This window comes from Variovorax sp. OK212, assembly GCF_900112425.1.
GTDB lineage: Bacteria > Pseudomonadota > Gammaproteobacteria > Burkholderiales > Burkholderiaceae_C > Variovorax.
Genome location: NZ_FOLP01000002.1, coordinates 134,407 through 151,367, shown reverse-complemented (window position 1 = coordinate 151,367; position 16,961 = coordinate 134,407). Strand labels below are relative to the sequence as shown.

Here is a 16,961-nt window from a genome sequence, read left to right as displayed (position 1 = left end):
CGAGGCTTTGCATGCCGCAAGGCGCACGGAGAGGGCAGTTCCAGCTCTTTTCGCAAGTCAAATATCCCGGAACAAGGAAATCATCATGATCGCAGCCTCCATCAAGGCCGAAGTCGTCAAGGACAACGCCCGCGCCGCCAACGACACTGGCAGCCCAGAAGTGCAAGTCGCACTGCTGACCGCCCGCATCAACGAGCTCACCCCCCACTTCAAGACCCACGCCAAGGACCACCACGGCCGTCGCGGTCTGCTGCGCATGGTGAGCCGCCGCCGCAAGCTCCTGGACTACCTCAAGTCCAAGAACGCTGAACGTTACACCGCGCTGATCGCCAAGCTGGGTCTGCGCAAGTAATTCGAATCGCATGAAAAAACGCCTGGGTTAGTCCGCTAGCTCAGGCGTTTTTTACTTCGCGATCCACTTTTCGGAGTGCCCAAACAGAGCGAAGCTGTGTCATTCCAATGAAGTTCGGGCGATCTTCACTGGAATGGCATCGTGTTCTGAGAAGCCTCCGGCCCTTGCAGATCCTGTGTGGTCTGCTATCAAAACAGGAGCAAAAATGAGCCTCTTCAACAAAGTCACCAAGTCGTTCCAATGGGGCGACAAGACCGTCGTCATGGAAACGGGCGAAGTCGCCCGCCAAGCCAACGGCGCTGTGCTGGTCGACATCGACGGCACCGTGATCCTGGCGACCGTGGTCGCCTCCAAGTCGGCCAAGCCCGGCCAGGACTTCTTCCCGCTGACCGTCGACTACATCGAGAAGACCTACGCCGCGGGCAAGATCCCCGGCAGCTTCTTCAAGCGCGAAGCCAAGCCCAGCGAACACGAAACGCTGACCAGCCGCCTGATCGACCGTCCGATCCGTCCGCTGTTCCCCGAAGGCTTCCTGAACGAAGTGCACGTGGTCATCCACACCGTGTCGCTCAACCCCGAAGTCGACGCCGACATCGCCGCCATGATCGGCGTGAGCGCCGCCCTGTCGATCTCCGGCATCCCGTTCAGCGGCCCCATCGGTGCCGCCCGCGTGGGCTACATCAACGGCCAGTACGTGCTGAATCCGGGTCAGACGGCCCGCAAGGATTCGCAGATGGACCTCGTCGTCGCCGGCACGCAAGCCGCCGTGCTGATGGTCGAGTCCGAAGCCCAGCAGCTGAGCGAAGAAATCATGCTCGGCGGCGTGGTGTTCGGCCATGAACAAGCCGGCATCGCCATCAACGCGATCCACGAACTCGTGCGCGACGCCGGCAAGCCGGTGTGGGACTGGCAAGCGCCCGCCGAAGACGAAGCCTTCGTCGCCAAGGTCAAGGGCCTGGCCGAAGAAAAGCTGCGCGCCGTGTACCAGATCCGCAGCAAGCAAGCCCGTACGCAAGCCCTGCGCGAAGCCAACGCCAGCGTGATGGCCTCGCTCAAGGAAAGCGGCGAGCCCTTCGACGCCGGCAAGGTCAACGACCTGCTGTTCTCGATCGAATCGAAGATCGTGCGCAGCCAGATCCTGTCGGGCGAGCCCCGCATCGACGGCCGCGACACGCGCACCGTGCGCCCCATCGAGATCCGCAACTCGGTGCTGCCCCGCACCCACGGTTCGGCCCTGTTCACGCGCGGTGAGACGCAGGCGCTGGTCATCACCACGCTGGGCACCGAACGCGACGCACAGCGCATCGACGCGCTGGCCGGCGAGTACGAAGACCGCTTCCTGTTCCACTACAACATGCCTCCCTTTGCCACCGGCGAAGTGGGCCGCATGGGCTCGACCAAGCGCCGCGAAATCGGCCACGGCCGCCTGGCCAAGCGCGCGCTCGTCGCCGTGCTGCCGAACAAGGAAGAATTCCCGTACACGGTTCGCGTGGTGTCGGAAATCACCGAGTCGAACGGCTCCTCGTCGATGGCTTCGGTCTGCGGCGGCTGCCTGTCGATGATGGACGCCGGCGTGCCCATGAAGGCGCACGTGGCCGGTATCGCCATGGGCCTGATCAAGGAAGACAACCGCTTCGCGGTGCTGACCGACATCCTGGGCGACGAAGATCACCTGGGCGACATGGACTTCAAGGTTGCGGGCACCACCAACGGCATCACCGCGCTGCAGATGGACATCAAGATCCAGGGCATCACCAAGGAAATCATGCAGGTCGCACTGGCGCAAGCCAAGGAAGCGCGCATGCACATCCTGGGCAAGATGCAGGAAGCCATGGGCGAGGCCAAGGCCGAAGTCTCCAGCTTCGCTCCGCGCCTGACCACGCTGAAGATCAACCCCGAGAAGATCCGCGACGTGATCGGCAAGGGCGGCTCGGTCATCCGTGGCCTGCAGGAAGAAACCGGCACGACGATCAACATCGACGAAGACGGCACCATCACCATCGCCTCGACCGATCCGGAAAAGGCGGAGTTCGCCAAGCGCCGCATCGAGCAGATCACGGCCGAAGTCGAAATCGGCAAGGTCTACGAAGGCCCGGTCACCAAGATCCTGGACTTCGGCGCGCTCATCAACCTGCTGCCCGGCAAGGACGGCCTGCTGCACATCAGCCAGATCGCGCACGAACGCGTCGAGAAGGTGACCGACTATCTGAGCGAAGGCCAGATCGTGAAGGTCAAGGTTCTGGAAACCGACGAAAAGGGCCGCGTCAAGCTGTCCATGAAGGCCCTGACCGAGCGTCCGGCCGGCATGGAATACAGCGAGCGCCCGCCCCGTGAAGACCGTGGCGATCGCGGCGAGCGCCGTGACCGTGGCGACCGCGGTGGTGATCGCGGCGACCGTGGCGGTGACCGTGGCGAGCGCGCACCGCGCTTCAACAACGAGCAGCAACAGCAGCCGCGCAACGAGCAGCCGCAGGCTCCGGCCGGCGAGCAGCAGCAAGCCCCGCGCGAGCCTCAGGAGTAAGAAGGGCGCAACGGCGGCCATGCGCCGCCGTTGCTATCTTTTGAACAGCAAGCTTCGCCCCATCTGCGGGCGTTGGAGGCCGAAAGACCATGAAAGCCATTGAAATCACTTCGTACGGCGCCCCTGAGGTGCTGCGCGTGGCGGAGCGTCCCGACCCGGTCGCGGGCGCGGGCGAACTGCTGATCCGCGTCGCGGCAAGTGGCGTCAATCGCCCCGACGTGCTGCAGCGCAAGGGCAACTACCCGGTGCCCCCGGGTGCGTCCGACCTGCCGGGCCTCGAAGTGGCCGGCGAGATCGTGTCGGGCGACGCCGCGGCGTTGGCCGAGGCCGGCTTCAAGGTCGGCGACCGCGTGTGCGCGCTCATCGCGGGCGGCGGCTATGCCGAACTCTGCGTGGCGCCTGTCGCGCAGTGCCTGCCGGTGCCCAAGGGCTGGAGCGATGTCGACGCGGCTGCGCTGCCCGAGACCTTCTTCACCGTGTGGAGCAACGTGTTCGAGCGCGGCCGCCTGCAAAAGGGCGAGACGCTGCTCATCCAGGGCGGCTCGAGCGGCATCGGCGTCACGGCGATCCAGATCGCCAAGGCGCTCGGTGCCACCGTGATCGTCACGGCCGGCAGCGACGAGAAGTGCGAAGCCTGCAAGAAGCTCGGCGCCGACCATGCCATCAACTACCGCACGAGCGACTTCGCCGAAGAGGCGAAGAAGCTCACGGGCGGCAAGGGCGTGGACGTGGTGCTCGACATGGTGGCGGGCGACTACGTGGCGCGCGAGATCGATTGCCTGGCCGAAGACGGCCGGCTGGTGATCATCGCGGTGCAGGGCGGGGTGAAGAGCGAGATCAATGCGGGCCTCGTGCTGCGCAAGCGTCTCACCGTCACCGGCTCGACGCTGCGTCCGCGGCCGGTGGCGTTCAAGGCGGCCATTGCCAAGGCGCTGCGCGAGAAGGTCTGGCCGCTGCTGGAGAGCGGCGCGATCAAGCCCGTGATCCACAGCACCTTCGCGGCGGCGGGTGAATCAACGGGTGAGCCCAGCGGCGCAGCCCAGGCTCACACGCTGATGGAATCGAACCAGCACATCGGCAAGATCGTGCTGACATGGTGAAGACAACGCGATGACAACCCACAAGAAACTGATCGCCGGCAACTGGAAGATGAATGGCGGCCTGGCTGCCAACGAGGCGCTGGTGAAGGCCCTGCAGCAAGGCCTGGCCGCAAGCCCGGCGGCTTGCGACGTGGCGCTTTGCGCGCCCGCGCCGTACTTTGCGCAACTGCAGTCGCTGCTGGCGGGTTCGCCGGCGCTGGCAATTGGCGCGCAGGACATCTCGGCGCATCCGCAAGGTGCGTTCACCGGCGAGCAATCGGCCGCGATGCTGAAGGACTTCGGCGTGCGCTATGCGATCGTCGGGCACTCCGAGCGTCGCCAGTACCACGGCGAGACCGACGACGCGGTGGCTGCGAAGACCGCTGCGGCGCTGGCGAACGGCATCACGCCGATCGTCTGCGTGGGCGAGACGCTGGCACAGCGAGAAGCAGGGCAGACCGAAGAGGTCGTCAAGCGCCAGCTGGCCGCGGTCATTCACGTGAACGGCCATTGCATCAGCGAGATCGTGGTGGCCTACGAGCCTGTCTGGGCCATCGGCACGGGCAAGACGGCCACGCCGGAGCAGGCGCAGGCGGTGCATGCCGTGTTGCGTGCGCAGCTGCATCACGCGGCGAGCGAGCATGCCGCGGGCATCAAGATCCTTTACGGCGGCAGCATGAATGCGGCCAACGCCGCGGAGCTGCTGTCGCAGGCCGACATCGACGGCGGCCTCATCGGCGGCGCGTCGCTCAAGGCGCCTGACTTTCTGCAGATCATTTCCGCCGCTGCGCGCTGAACGCGCAACGGCTGTATCACTTAGGAGTAAGAACGAATGAACCTGGTCCTCAATCTATTGGTCGGCGTGCAGATGCTGGCAGCCCTCGCCATGATCGGCCTGATCCTGATCCAGCACGGCAAGGGTGCCGACATGGGCGCGGCCTTCGGCAGCGGCAGCGCGGGCAGCCTGTTCGGTGCAAGCGGCAGTGCGAACTTTCTGTCGCGCACCACCGCAGTGCTCGCCGCCGTGTTCTTTGCATGCACGCTGCTGCTGGCTTACTTCAGCCATGCACGTCCTGTGGGCGGCGGCAGTCTGCTCGAACGCGCCGCAGTGGGCGCGCCTGCTGCGCCTGCGGCCCCTGGCGCATCGAACGAAATCCCCGGCGCAGCGGCTCCGAGCGCGGGTGCTTCGGCTCCTGCCGCACCTGCTTCGGGTGCCGGTCAGATCCCGAGCAAGTAATCAACTCGTTTTCATGAGTACCCTGTGAAAAATAGCTTCATTTCAGGGTAAACTCTAAATCTGTTCAGAAAGCCAAATGCCTGTTTCCAGGTACCTCATGCCATCTGAACAGTAAAAACCGCGGTCGTGGTGAAATTGGTAGACACGCTATCTTGAGGGGGTAGTGGCGAAAGCTGTGCGAGTTCGAGTCTCGCCGACCGCACCAAATCTCATCGGCAGAAAACCTCATCCAGGGGTTCTTCTTGCCGGTGGCAAGCGGTGAAAAACTCTCGATGAATCTCGACTCCTACCTCCCCGTCCTTTTGTTCATTTTGGTCGGAGTCGGCGTAGGCGTCGCCCCTCAGGTCATCGGATACATTCTCGGCCCCAACCGGCCCGACGCCGCAAAGAACGCTCCCTACGAGTGTGGCTTTGAAGCCTTCGAGGATGCGCGCATGAAGTTCGATGTGCGCTACTACCTCGTCGCCATTCTCTTCATCCTGTTCGATCTCGAAATTGCCTTTCTCTTTCCGTGGGCCATTGCGCTCAAGGAGATCGGTGCTGTCGGCTTCTGGGCCATGATGATCTTCCTCGCCATCCTCGTCGTGGGCTTCGCCTACGAGTGGAAAAAAGGCGCGCTCGACTGGGAATGACAAAGAAAGCACACGATGGCCATTGAAGGCGTTCTCAAAGAAGGTTTCGTCACCACGACGTACGACTCGGTCGTGAACTGGGCGAAGACCGGATCTCTCTGGCCGATGACGTTCGGCCTCGCATGCTGTGCGGTGGAAATGATGCACGCGGGCGCCGCCCGCTACGACATCGACCGTTTCGGCATGCTGTTCCGTCCCAGCCCGCGCCAGTCCGATCTGATGATCGTGGCCGGCACGCTGTGCAACAAGATGGCGCCCGCTCTGCGCAAGGTCTATGACCAGATGCCCGAGCCGCGCTGGGTGCTCTCGATGGGCTCGTGCGCGAACGGCGGTGGCTACTACCACTACAGCTATTCGGTGGTGCGCGGCTGCGATCGCATCGTGCCGGTCGACGTCTACGTGCCGGGCTGCCCGCCCACCGCCGAGGCGTTGCTCTATGGCGTGATCCAGCTGCAGCAGAAGATTCGCCGCACCAACACCATCGCCCGCGCCTGAGAGATTGCCCACGATGACTGACTTTGCAATTTCTCCGGAGGTGCTGCGCGCCACGATCGCCGAGACGCTCGGTGCCAAGGCCAAGAGCGTGACGCTCGCCCTTGGGGAAGTGACCGTGGTGGTCGGCGCTGCCGACTACATCGAAGCCGCCTTGCTGCTGCGCGATGCGCCCGGCTGCCGCTTCGAGCAGCTGATCGACCTCTGCGGCATGGACTACTCCGACTACCGCGAAGGCGAGTGGCAGGGCGAACGCTACTGCGTCGTCACCCACCTGCTGTCGGTGAGCCTCAACCAGCGCGTGCGCCTGAAGGTGTTCGCGCCGAGCGAAGACCTGCCCGTGGTCGACTCGCTGCAGCCCGTCTGGAATGCCGCCACCTGGTTCGAGCGCGAGGCGTTCGACCTGTACGGCATCGTGTTCGATGGTCACGACGACCTGCGCCGCATCCTGACCGACTACGGCTTCATCGGCCACCCGTTCCGCAAGGACTTCCCTGTGTCGGGTCACGTCGAGATGCGTTACGACGAAGAACAAAAGCGCGTGGTCTACCAGCCGGTATCGATCGAGCCGCGCGAAATCACTCCGCGCGTGATCCGCGAAGACAACTACGGCGGCGGTTTGCACTGATATGGCCGAAATCAAGAACTACACACTCAACTTCGGTCCCCAGCATCCTGCGGCACACGGCGTGCTGCGCCTGGTGCTCGAGCTGGACGGCGAAGTGATCCAGCGCGCCGACCCCCACATCGGCCTGCTGCACCGCGCGACCGAGAAGCTTGCCGAATCGCGCACCTTCATCCAGTCGCTGCCGTACATGGACCGTCTCGACTACGTGTCGATGATGAGCAACGAGCACGCGTACTGCTTGGCCATCGAACGGATGATGGGCCTGGACGTGCCGATCCGCGCGCAGTACATCCGCGTGATGTTCGCCGAGATCACCCGCCTGCTGAACCACCTGCTGTGGCTCGGCGCGCACGGTCTGGACTGCGGTGCGATGAACATGCTCATCTACTGCTTCCGCGAGCGTGAAGACCTGTTCGACATGTACGAGGCCGTGTCCGGCGCGCGCATGCACGCGGCGTACTTCCGTCCGGGCGGCGTCTACCGCGACCTGCCGGATGCCATGCCGCAGTACAAGGTCAGCAAGATCAAGAACGCGAAGGCCATCGAGCGCCTGAACGAAGACCGCCAAGGCTCGCTGCTCGACTTCATCGACGCCTTCTGCAAGCGTTTCCCGAAGATGGTCGACGAGTACGAAACGCTGCTCACCGACAACCGCATCTGGAAGCAGCGCACCGTGGGCATCGGCGTGGTCACGCCGGAGCGCGCGCTGAACCTCGGCTTCACCGGCCCGATGCTGCGTGGCTCGGGCATCGAATGGGATCTGCGCAAGAAGCAGCCCTACGACGTCTACGACCAGATGCACTTCGACGTGCCCGTGGGCAAGACCGGCGACTGCTACGACCGTTACCTGGTGCGCGTGGAAGAAATGCGCCAGGCCAACAAGATCATCCAGCAGTGCTCGGCCTGGCTGCGTGTCAACCCGGGTCCGGTCATCACCAGCAACCACAAGGTCGCCGCGCCTGCGCGCGAATCGATGAAGGCGAACATGGAGGAGCTGATCCACCATTTCAAGCTCTTCACCGAAGGCTTCCATGTGCCCGAAGGCGAAGCGTATGCCGCCGTCGAGCATCCGAAGGGCGAGTTCGGCATCTATCTCGTGAGCGACGGCGCCAACAAGCCGTACCGCCTGAAGATCCGCGCCCCTGGCTTCCCGCACCTCGCCGCCCTCGACGAAATGTCGCGCGGTCACATGATCGCCGACGCTGTCGCGGTGATCGGCACGATGGACATCGTGTTCGGCGAGATCGACAGGTGAGAAAGAGCGAATGACTTCCTCGACCCACCATGACACGGCGCCTTCGGCGCCTTGCGCACCTCTTGAGCCCGCGATCCTCGAGCGCTTTGCGCGCGAGGCCGCCAAGTATCCCGAAGCAGGCAAGCAATCCGCCGTGATGGCTTGCCTGGCCATCGTCCAGCAGGACGAGGGCTACGTCAGCCTGCAGCGCGAGCGCGAGATTGCCGAGTACCTCGGCATGGCGCCCATCGCCGTGCACGAAGTGACGACCTTCTACAACATGTACAACCAGCATCCGGTGGGCAAGTTCAAGCTCAACGTGTGCACCAACCTGCCTTGCCAGCTGCGTGACGGCGTCACCGCCCTCGTGCACCTGGAGAAGAAGCTCGGCATCAAGATGGGCGAGACCACGGCCGACGGCGTGTTCACGCTGCAGCAGAGCGAATGCCTGGGCGCGTGCGCCGATTCGCCCGTGATGCTGGTCAACGACCGCACCATGTGCAGCTTCATGAGCAACGAAAAGCTCGACCAGCTCATCGACGGCCTGCGTGGTTCCACGCCCGCCACCAAGGGGGAGGCTTCGTGATGTCACCCGAACAAGTTCTCCAGCAGTTCCAGGCAACGGGCGTCCAGACCTGTTTCCATGACCGCCACATCGAGCCGCAGATCTATGCGGGCCTCGACGGCACCAACTGGCGCCTGGCCGACTACGAAGCGCGCGGCGGCTACCAGGCGCTGCGCAAGATCCTGACGGAGGGCCTCACGCCCGACCAGGTGATTGCCGAAGTGAAGGCCTCGGGCCTGCGCGGCCGTGGCGGCGCGGGTTTCCCGACCGGCCTGAAGTGGAGCTTCATGCCCCGCCAGTTCCCGGGCCAGAAGTACCTCGTCTGCAATTCGGACGAAGGCGAACCCGGCACGTGCAAGGACCGCGACATCCTGCAGTTCAACCCGCACATCGTGATCGAAGGCATGGCCATCGCCGCGTATGCGATGGGCATCAGCGTCGGCTACAACTACATCCACGGCGAGATCTTCCAGAGCTACGACCGTTTCGAGGAAGCCCTCGAAGAAGCGCGCGCCGCCGGCTACCTCGGCGACAAGATCATGGGCAGCACGTACAACTTCCAGTTGCACGCCGCCCACGGCTTCGGCGCCTACATCTGCGGCGAAGAAACCGCGCTGCTCGAGTCGCTCGAAGGCAAGAAGGGCCAGCCGCGCTTCAAGCCGCCGTTCCCGGCCAGCTTCGGCCTGTACGGCAAGCCGACCACCATCAACAACACCGAGACCTTCGCGGCGGTGCCCTGGATCATCCGCAACGGCGGTCCGGCCTACCTCGAATGCGGCAAGCCGAACAACGGCGGCACCAAGATCTACTCGGTGAGCGGCGACGTCGAGTTGCCCGGCAACTACGAAGTGCCCATGGGCACGCCGTTCTCCAAGCTGCTGGAGCTGTGCGGTGGCGTGCGCAAGGGTCGCACCCTGAAGGCCGTGATCCCTGGCGGATCGTCGTCGCCGGTGCTGCCGGCCGACATCATGATGGCCTGCACCATGGACTACGACTCCATCGCCAAGGCCGGCTCGATGCTCGGTTCGGGCGCGGTGATCGTCATGGACGACAGCCGTTCGATGGTCGAGTCGCTCAAGCGCCTGTCGTACTTCTACATGCACGAGTCCTGTGGCCAGTGCACGCCGTGCCGCGAAGGCACGGGCTGGCTTTACCGCGTGGTGGAGCGCATCCACAACGGGCAGGGCAGGGCGAACGACATGGACCTGCTGAACTCCGTGGCAGACAACATCCAGGGCCGCACGATCTGCGCGCTCGGCGACGCAGCGGCCATGCCGGTGCGCGCCATGATCAAGCACTTCCGTCATGAGTTCGAAGCCCTGATTCCGGGCTACGTTCCCAAAGCGCCGGTCCAGGCCTGAGCGCGAGAAAAACACATATGGTTGAAATCGAACTCGACGGCAAGAAGGTCGACGTGACCGAAGGCAGCATGATCATGCATGCGGCCGACAAGGCGGGCACGTACATTCCGCACTTCTGCTATCACAAGAAACTCAGCATCGCGGCCAACTGCCGCATGTGCCTCGTGGACGTGGAAAAAGCGCCCAAGCCGATGCCGGCCTGCGCCACGCCCGTCACGCAAGGCATGATCGTTCGCACCAAGAGCGAGAAGGCCATCAAGGCGCAGCAGTCGGTCATGGAGTTCCTCCTGATCAACCACCCGCTGGATTGCCCGATCTGCGACCAGGGCGGCGAATGCCAGCTGCAGGACCTGGCCGTGGGCTACGGCGGTTCCTCTTCGCGTTACGAAGAGGAAAAGCGCGTCGTGTTCCACAAGGACGTGGGCCCGCTGATCAGCATGGAAGAGATGAGCCGCTGCATCCATTGCACGCGCTGCGTCCGCTTCGGCCAGGAAGTGGCCGGCGTGATGGAGCTCGGCATGACCCAGCGCGGCGAGCACTCCGAAATCGAGACCTTCCTCGGCGACTCGGTCGACTCCGAGCTGTCGGGCAACATGATCGACATCTGCCCGGTCGGCGCGCTCACGAGCAAGCCGTTCCGCTACAGCGCCCGCACCTGGGAACTGTCGCGCCGCAAGTCGGTGAGCCCGCACGACTCCACCGGTGCCAACCTGATCGTCCAGGTCAAGAACAACCGCGTGATGCGCGTGGTGCCGCTGGAGAACGAAGACGTCAACGAATGCTGGATCGCCGACCGCGACCGCTTCTCGTACGAAGCGCTCAACGGCCCGGAACGCCTGACGCAGCCCATGCTCAAGCAGGGCGGCCAATGGCAGCAGGTCGACTGGCAGACGGCGCTCGAGTACGTCGCCAACGGCCTGCGCCAGATCAAGGCCGACCACGGTGCCCAGAGCATCGGCACGCTGGTCAGCCCGCACAGCACGCTCGAAGAGCTGCAACTCGCCGCCATGCTCACGCGTGAACTCGGCAGCGACAACATCGACTACCGCCTGCGCAACGCTGAATTCACGGCGTTCGAAGGCGTGCGCTGGCTGGGCACCTCGATCGCTTCGCTCACGCAAGTGCAGCGCGCGCTGGTCGTCGGCTCGAACCTGCGCAAGGAACATCCGCTGTTCGCACAGCGCATCCGCCAAGCCGTGCGCAAGGGCGCCGCGCTGTCGGTGATCACCTCGGCCGGCCTGATGGCCGAGCGCGACGCCTGGGCCATCGATGTGGCGCAGTCGTCCATCGTCGAAGCCGACCAGTGGGTCGAGGCCCTGGCCGCCGTGGCCGCCGCCATTGGTGAAACCAACGGCGTAGCCGCACCGCTGGCACCGAAGAACGCACCCGGCGATGCCGCCAAGGCCATTGCTGCCTCGCTGCTGAGCGGCGAGCGCAAGGCCGTGCTGCTCGGCAATGCCGCCGCCCACCACGCCCAGGCCGGCAGCCTGCTGGCCCTGGCGAACTGGATCGGCGCGCAAACCGGCGCCACCGTCGGCTACCTGACCGAAGCCGCCAACACCGTGGGCGCGCAGATCGTCGGCGCGTTCCCCAAGAACGGCGGCCTCGATGCCGGCCGCATGCTTGCTGCGGGCTCCGGCCTGAAGGCCGTGATGCTGCTGAACACCGAGCCGGTGTTCGACTCGGCCGCTGGCGCCGCCGCTGCCGATGTCATCGGCAATGCGCAAATGGTCGTCACGCTCAGCCCCTTCAAGGCCAACCTCGCGTTCAGCGACGTGCTGCTCCCGATCGCTCCGTTCACCGAAACGCCGGGCACCTTCGTCAATGCCGAAGGCCGCCTGCAAGGTTTCCATGCCGTCGTGAAGCCGCAAGGCGAAACGCGTCCGGCGTGGAAGGTGCTGCGCGTGCTCGCCAACCTGCTGGGCCTGCCGGGCTTCGCGTTCGAATCGACCGCCGACGTGCTGGCCACCATCGGTGACAAGGGCGCGGTGCCGGCGAATGCGCTGAGCAACGCCACCTCCGCCGCTGCCGTGGCTGCCGACGGTGCTGTCGCAGCGCCCGTGGTCGCCAGCATCTACCAGCTGGATTCGATCGTGCGCCGCGCACCGTCGCTGCAACTGACCGCCGATGCACGCAATGCATCGAGCGCACCGGCCGCACCGGCTCGGGCCGAGGAGGCACTGGCATGATCGACGCAATTCATGGCTTCGGCCAGGGGCTGGTCGCCGCAGGCTGGTGGACCGCCGTGGTCTGGCCCGTGATCTGGACGCTGATCAAGATCATCGTGGTCGTGCTTCCGTTGATGGGGGCCGTGGCCTACCTCACGCTGTGGGAGCGCAAGGCCATCGGCTTCACGCAGATCCGCATCGGCCCGAACCGCACCGGCCCGCTGGGCCTGTTGCAGCCGATCGCCGACGCGCTCAAGCTGATGACCAAGGAAATCATTCTTCCGACGGTCGCCAACAAGGGCCTGTTCCTGCTCGGCCCGGTCATGACCATCATGCCGGCGCTCGCCGCATGGGCCGTGATTCCCTTCGGTCCCGACGTGGCGCTGGCCAACATCAACGCCGGCCTGCTGTTCGTGATGGCCATCACCTCGCTCGAGGTGTACGGCGTGATCATCGCCGGCTGGGCCTCGAACTCGAAGTACGCCTTCCTGGGCGCGCTGCGCGCCTCGGCACAGATGGTGAGCTACGAAATCGCGATGGGCTTCTGCTTCGTCGTGGTGCTGATGGTCACCGGCAGCCTGAACATGACCGAAATCGTGAACGTTCAGGGCAAGGGCATGTTCGCCAACCTGGGCGTCGGCTTCCTGTCGTGGAACTGGTTGCCGCTGCTGCCGATCTTCGTCGTGTACTTCATCTCCGGTCTCGCCGAAACAAACCGCCACCCGTTCGACGTGGTGGAAGGCGAGTCGGAAATCGTGGCCGGCCACATGATCGAGTACTCGGGCATGAGCTTCGCGATGTTCTTCCTGGCCGAGTACGCCAACATGTGGCTCGTCTCGATCCTGACCGTCGTGCTGTTCCTGGGTGGATGGCTGCCGCCGTTCGACTTCCTGAGCTTCATTCCGGGCTGGATCTGGCTGGGTGCCAAGACCTTCTGCGTGGTCACCATGTTCCTGTGGGTCCGCTCGACATTCCCGCGCTTTCGCTATGACCAGATCATGCGTCTGGGCTGGAAGATCTTCATTCCCGTCACCCTCGTGTGGCTGGTCGTGGTCGGTGGCTGGATGCAGACGCCGTTCAACATCTGGAAATAACAGGAAGCGCCAACACCATGTCTGCTGCGCACACCGCAACACCGTCCGCGCCGTTCTCGCTCAAGGACTTCCTGAGCAGCTTCATGCTGTTCGAGCTGTTCAAGGGCCTGGCCATCACCGGCAAGTACGCCTTCGCCCGCAAGATCACGGTGCAGTTCCCCGAAGAGAAGACGCCGCTGTCGCCGCGTTTTCGGGGCCTGCACGCCCTGCGCCGCTACGAAAACGGCGAAGAGCGCTGCATTGCCTGCAAGCTCTGCGAAGCCGTCTGCCCGGCGCTGGCCATCACCATCGAATCGGATGTGCGTGACGACGGCTCGCGCCGCACCACGCGCTACGACATCGACCTGACCAAGTGCATCTTCTGCGGCTTCTGCGAAGAGAGCTGCCCGGTCGACTCGATCGTGGAAACGCACATCTTCGAATACCACGGCGAGAAGCGTGGCGACCTGTACTTCACCAAGGACATGCTCCTTGCCGTGGGCGATCGCTACGAAAACGAAATAGCAGCGAACAAGGCGGCTGACGCCAAGTACCGCTGATTCCGACCAGCCCGAACCCCGTACCAATTCGAATTCCAATGGACGTCAAGACCGGTCTGTTCTATCTGTTTGCCGTGGTGCTGCTGTTCGCAGCGTTCCGCGTCATCACCGCCCGCAACCCCGTGTACGCCGCGCTGTACCTGGTGCTGGCCTTCTTCCAGGCATCGGCCATCTGGTTGCTGCTGCGCGCCGAGTTCCTCGCGATCTCGCTGGTGCTGGTGTATGTCGGCGCCGTGATGGTGCTGTTCCTGTTCGTCGTGATGATGCTGGACATCAACGTCGACGGCTTGCGGGAGGGCTTCTGGAAGCACTTCCCGCTGGCTGCCGGCGTGGGTGCGCTCATTGCGCTCGAAATGGCGGCCGTGCTCATGGGCGGCTTCCGCCTCGGCGAAGCACCGCGCGCCACGGGTGCCATGGCGGCCAATGCATCCAACACGCTCGAACTGGGCAAGTTGCTGTACTCCGAATATCTCTACCCGCTGGAAATTGCCGCAGTCATCCTGCTCGTGGCCATCGTGGCCGCCATCGCGCTGACGCTGCGCACCCGCAAGGACAGCAAGTACGTCAACCCGGGCGACCAGGTCCGCGTGAAGGCGCGTGACCGCGTGCGCATCGTGCAGATGCCGGTGACGCGTGCGGCCGAACCCGTGGCGGCTGAAGCAGCAGCTGCGGACGCTGCAAAGGAAAACAAGGCATGACGCTCACGCTCGGACACTTTCTTTCGCTCGGCGCGATGCTCTTCGCGCTGTCCGTGATCGGCATTTTCCTGAACCGCAAGAACCTGATCGTTCTGCTGATGGCCATCGAGCTGATGCTGCTGGCGGTCAACATGAACTTCGTGGCGTTCTCCCACTTCCTGGGCGACATGCACGGACAGATCTTCGTGTTCTTCATCCTGACGGTGGCGGCGGCCGAGTCGGCCATCGGGCTGGCACTGCTGGTTCTGCTGTTCCGCAACAAGTCGAACATCAACGTGGACGAACTCAACTCGCTCAAGGGTTGACAGCAACATGAGCGCAACCCTTTCCGCATCCACACTGCTGGCCGTGCCGCTGGCACCCCTGGTCGGCGCCGCCGTCGCAGGCCTGTTCGGCACCAAATTCGGCGGCAATCACATCGGGCGCAAGGTCACGCATTCGCTGACCATCCTGGGCGTGCTGGTGGCCTTCATCATCTCGGCCATGACGCTCAAGAGCGTGGTGGCCGACGGTGCCCGCTTCAACGCCACCCTCTACGAGTGGATGGTGGTCGGCGGCCTGAAGATGGAAGTCGGCTTCATGGTCGACGGCCTCACCGCCATGATGATGTGCGTCGTGACCTTCGTGTCGCTGATGGTCCACATCTACACCATCGGCTACATGGAAGAAGACGACGGCTACAACCGTTTCTTCGCGTACATCTCGCTGTTCACGTTCTCGATGCTGATGCTCGTCATGAGCAACAACATGCTCCAGCTGTTCTTCGGCTGGGAGGCGGTGGGCCTGGTGTCGTACCTGTTGATCGGCTTCTGGTTCAACAAGCCGACCGCGATCTTCGCGAACATGAAGGCCTTCCTGGTCAACCGCGTGGGCGACTTCGGCTTCATCCTCGGTATCGGCCTGATCGCCGCCTACGCCGGCACGCTGAACTACACCGAAGCCTTCGCCAAGGCCAACACCCTGGCCGGCATCACCTTCCCGGGCACCGAGTGGATGCTCATCACGGTGATCTGCATCTGCCTGTTCATCGGCGCCATGGGCAAGAGCGCGCAGTTCCCGCTGCACGTGTGGCTGCCCGACTCGATGGAAGGCCCGACGCCCATCTCCGCGCTGATCCACGCCGCGACCATGGTCACGGCCGGCATCTTCATGGTGGCGCGCATGTCGCCGCTGTTCGAGCTGAGCGACACGGCCCTGAGCTTCATCCTCGTGATCGGCGCCATCACCGCGCTGTTCATGGGCTTCCTGGGCATCATCCAGAACGACATCAAGCGCGTGGTCGCGTACTCGACGCTCTCGCAGCTCGGCTACATGACGGTGGCGCTCGGTGCCTCGGCCTACTCGGTCGCGGTGTTCCACCTGATGACGCACGCGTTCTTCAAGGCGCTGCTGTTCCTCGGTGCCGGCTCGGTCATCATCGGCATGCACCACAACCAGGACATCCGCTGGATGGGCGGCGTGCGCAAGTACATGCCGATCACCTGGATCACTTCGCTGCTGGGTTCGCTCGCGCTGATCGGCACGCCGTTCTTCGCCGGCTTCTACTCGAAGGACAGCATCATCGAAGCGGTGCACGAAAGCCACCTGTGGGGCGCGAACTTCGCGTACTACGCGGTGCTGGCCGGCGTGTTCATCACGGCGTTCTACTCGTTCCGCATGTACTTCCTGGTCTTCCACGGCAAGGAACGCTACGACCAGAACCCCGACGCCCACCACGACGACCATGCGCACGACGCCCATGGCCATGACGATCACGGGCATGGTCACGACGCCCACAAGCCGCACGAGTCGCCCATGGTGGTCTGGCTGCCGCTGGTGCTGCTGGCCATTCCCTCGGTGGTGATCGGCTTCATGACGATCGAGCCGATGCTGTTCGGCGAGTTCTTCAAGAACGCGATCTTCGTGGACGGTGCCAAGCACCACGCCATGAAGGAACTGGAAGAAGCCTTCCACGGCCCGGTGGCCATGGCCATCCACGGCCTGACGGCCGCGCCGTTCTGGCTGGCACTGGCAGGCGTGGTGCTGTCGTACTACATGTACATGATCAACCCGGCGCTGCCGGCGGCGATCAAGCGTGCGTGCGGTCCGATCTACCGCCTGCTGGAAAACAAGTACTACATGGACTGGATCAACGAGAACATCATCGCCCGCGGTACGCGTGCGCTCGGTACCGGTCTGTGGAAGGGTGGCGACCAGGCCGTGATCGACGGTGCCATCGTGAATGGTTCGTGGAAACTGGTCGGCCGGATTTCGGGTGTGGTGCGCTGGATGCAGTCGGGCTACATCTATCACTACGCCTTCGCGATGCTGCTCGGCATCTTCGTCCTCATGACGTATTTCGTCTGGTTCAAACGCTGAGCC

The 16,961-nt window shown here is 64.0% G+C and carries 17 protein-coding genes and 1 tRNA gene; all 18 read left to right on the top strand.

Annotation, left to right across the window (positions count from 1 at the left end; translation table 11 throughout):
• The first annotated feature begins 85 nt into the window (after positions 1-85).
• Positions 86-352: a 30S ribosomal protein S15 gene (gene rpsO, locus BM004_RS07335; RefSeq protein WP_093128570.1), complete on the top strand. Its 267-nt coding sequence runs from the start codon at positions 86-88 to the stop codon at positions 350-352.
• A 205-nt stretch (positions 353-557) separates the two neighbouring features.
• Positions 558-2,873 carry a polyribonucleotide nucleotidyltransferase gene (pnp, locus tag BM004_RS07330; RefSeq protein ID WP_093212236.1) on the top strand — a complete coding sequence of 772 codons (2,316 nt, stop codon included), beginning with the start codon at positions 558-560 and terminating at the stop codon, positions 2,871-2,873.
• Between the two features lie 89 nt (positions 2,874-2,962).
• Complete coding sequence (locus tag BM004_RS07325) at positions 2,963-3,973, top strand: NAD(P)H-quinone oxidoreductase (protein WP_093212234.1); 1,011 nt, start codon at positions 2,963-2,965, stop codon at positions 3,971-3,973.
• Positions 3,974-3,983: 10 nt separating this feature from the next.
• Positions 3,984-4,748, top strand: a complete 765-nt coding sequence (gene tpiA / locus BM004_RS07320) for a triose-phosphate isomerase (RefSeq protein WP_093212232.1) — start codon at positions 3,984-3,986, stop codon at positions 4,746-4,748.
• 36 nt (positions 4,749-4,784) lie between these two features.
• A complete protein-coding gene (gene secG / locus BM004_RS07315; RefSeq protein ID WP_093212230.1) occupies positions 4,785-5,189 on the top strand; it encodes a preprotein translocase subunit SecG in 405 nt (134 codons plus the stop codon).
• A 120-nt stretch (positions 5,190-5,309) separates the two neighbouring features.
• A tRNA-Leu gene (locus tag BM004_RS07310) sits at positions 5,310-5,394 on the top strand.
• Positions 5,395-5,461: 67 nt separating this feature from the next.
• Positions 5,462-5,821, top strand: coding sequence for an NADH-quinone oxidoreductase subunit A (locus BM004_RS07305; protein ID WP_012748607.1), 360 nt, complete (start codon positions 5,462-5,464; stop codon positions 5,819-5,821).
• A 15-nt stretch (positions 5,822-5,836) separates the two neighbouring features.
• Positions 5,837-6,316, top strand: coding sequence for a NuoB/complex I 20 kDa subunit family protein (locus tag BM004_RS07300; RefSeq protein WP_007837763.1), 480 nt, complete (start codon positions 5,837-5,839; stop codon positions 6,314-6,316).
• A gap of 13 nt (positions 6,317-6,329) precedes the next feature.
• Complete coding sequence (locus BM004_RS07295; protein WP_093212228.1) at positions 6,330-6,941, top strand: NADH-quinone oxidoreductase subunit C; 612 nt, start codon at positions 6,330-6,332, stop codon at positions 6,939-6,941.
• Position 6,942: 1 nt separating this feature from the next.
• A complete protein-coding gene (locus BM004_RS07290) occupies positions 6,943-8,196 on the top strand; it encodes an NADH-quinone oxidoreductase subunit D (protein WP_093212226.1) in 1,254 nt (417 codons plus the stop codon).
• A gap of 10 nt (positions 8,197-8,206) precedes the next feature.
• Positions 8,207-8,761, top strand: a complete 555-nt coding sequence (gene nuoE, locus BM004_RS07285) for an NADH-quinone oxidoreductase subunit NuoE family protein (protein WP_256219822.1) — start codon at positions 8,207-8,209, stop codon at positions 8,759-8,761.
• On the top strand, positions 8,761-10,101 hold the full coding sequence (nuoF, locus tag BM004_RS07280; protein ID WP_093128580.1) for an NADH-quinone oxidoreductase subunit NuoF: 1,341 nt from the start codon (positions 8,761-8,763) through the stop codon (positions 10,099-10,101). The genes nuoE and nuoF overlap by 1 nt, the downstream gene beginning before the upstream one ends.
• A gap of 17 nt (positions 10,102-10,118) precedes the next feature.
• On the top strand, positions 10,119-12,290 hold the full coding sequence (gene nuoG, locus BM004_RS07275) for an NADH-quinone oxidoreductase subunit NuoG (RefSeq protein ID WP_093212224.1): 2,172 nt from the start codon (positions 10,119-10,121) through the stop codon (positions 12,288-12,290).
• On the top strand, positions 12,287-13,363 hold the full coding sequence (gene nuoH, locus BM004_RS07270; RefSeq protein WP_093128582.1) for an NADH-quinone oxidoreductase subunit NuoH: 1,077 nt from the start codon (positions 12,287-12,289) through the stop codon (positions 13,361-13,363). The genes nuoG and nuoH overlap by 4 nt, the downstream gene beginning before the upstream one ends.
• Positions 13,364-13,380: 17 nt before the next feature.
• A complete protein-coding gene (gene nuoI / locus BM004_RS07265) occupies positions 13,381-13,902 on the top strand; it encodes an NADH-quinone oxidoreductase subunit NuoI (protein WP_093128583.1) in 522 nt (173 codons plus the stop codon).
• A 38-nt stretch (positions 13,903-13,940) separates the two neighbouring features.
• Positions 13,941-14,600, top strand: coding sequence for an NADH-quinone oxidoreductase subunit J (locus tag BM004_RS07260; protein WP_093212222.1), 660 nt, complete (start codon positions 13,941-13,943; stop codon positions 14,598-14,600).
• Positions 14,597-14,905: an NADH-quinone oxidoreductase subunit NuoK gene (gene nuoK / locus BM004_RS07255; RefSeq protein ID WP_019653383.1), complete on the top strand. Its 309-nt coding sequence runs from the start codon at positions 14,597-14,599 to the stop codon at positions 14,903-14,905. Before BM004_RS07260 ends, nuoK begins: the two co-directional genes overlap by 4 nt.
• A 7-nt stretch (positions 14,906-14,912) precedes the next feature.
• Positions 14,913-16,958 carry an NADH-quinone oxidoreductase subunit L gene (gene nuoL, locus BM004_RS07250; RefSeq protein WP_093128586.1) on the top strand — a complete coding sequence of 682 codons (2,046 nt, stop codon included), beginning with the start codon at positions 14,913-14,915 and terminating at the stop codon, positions 16,956-16,958.
• The last annotated feature ends 3 nt before the right edge of the window (positions 16,959-16,961 follow it).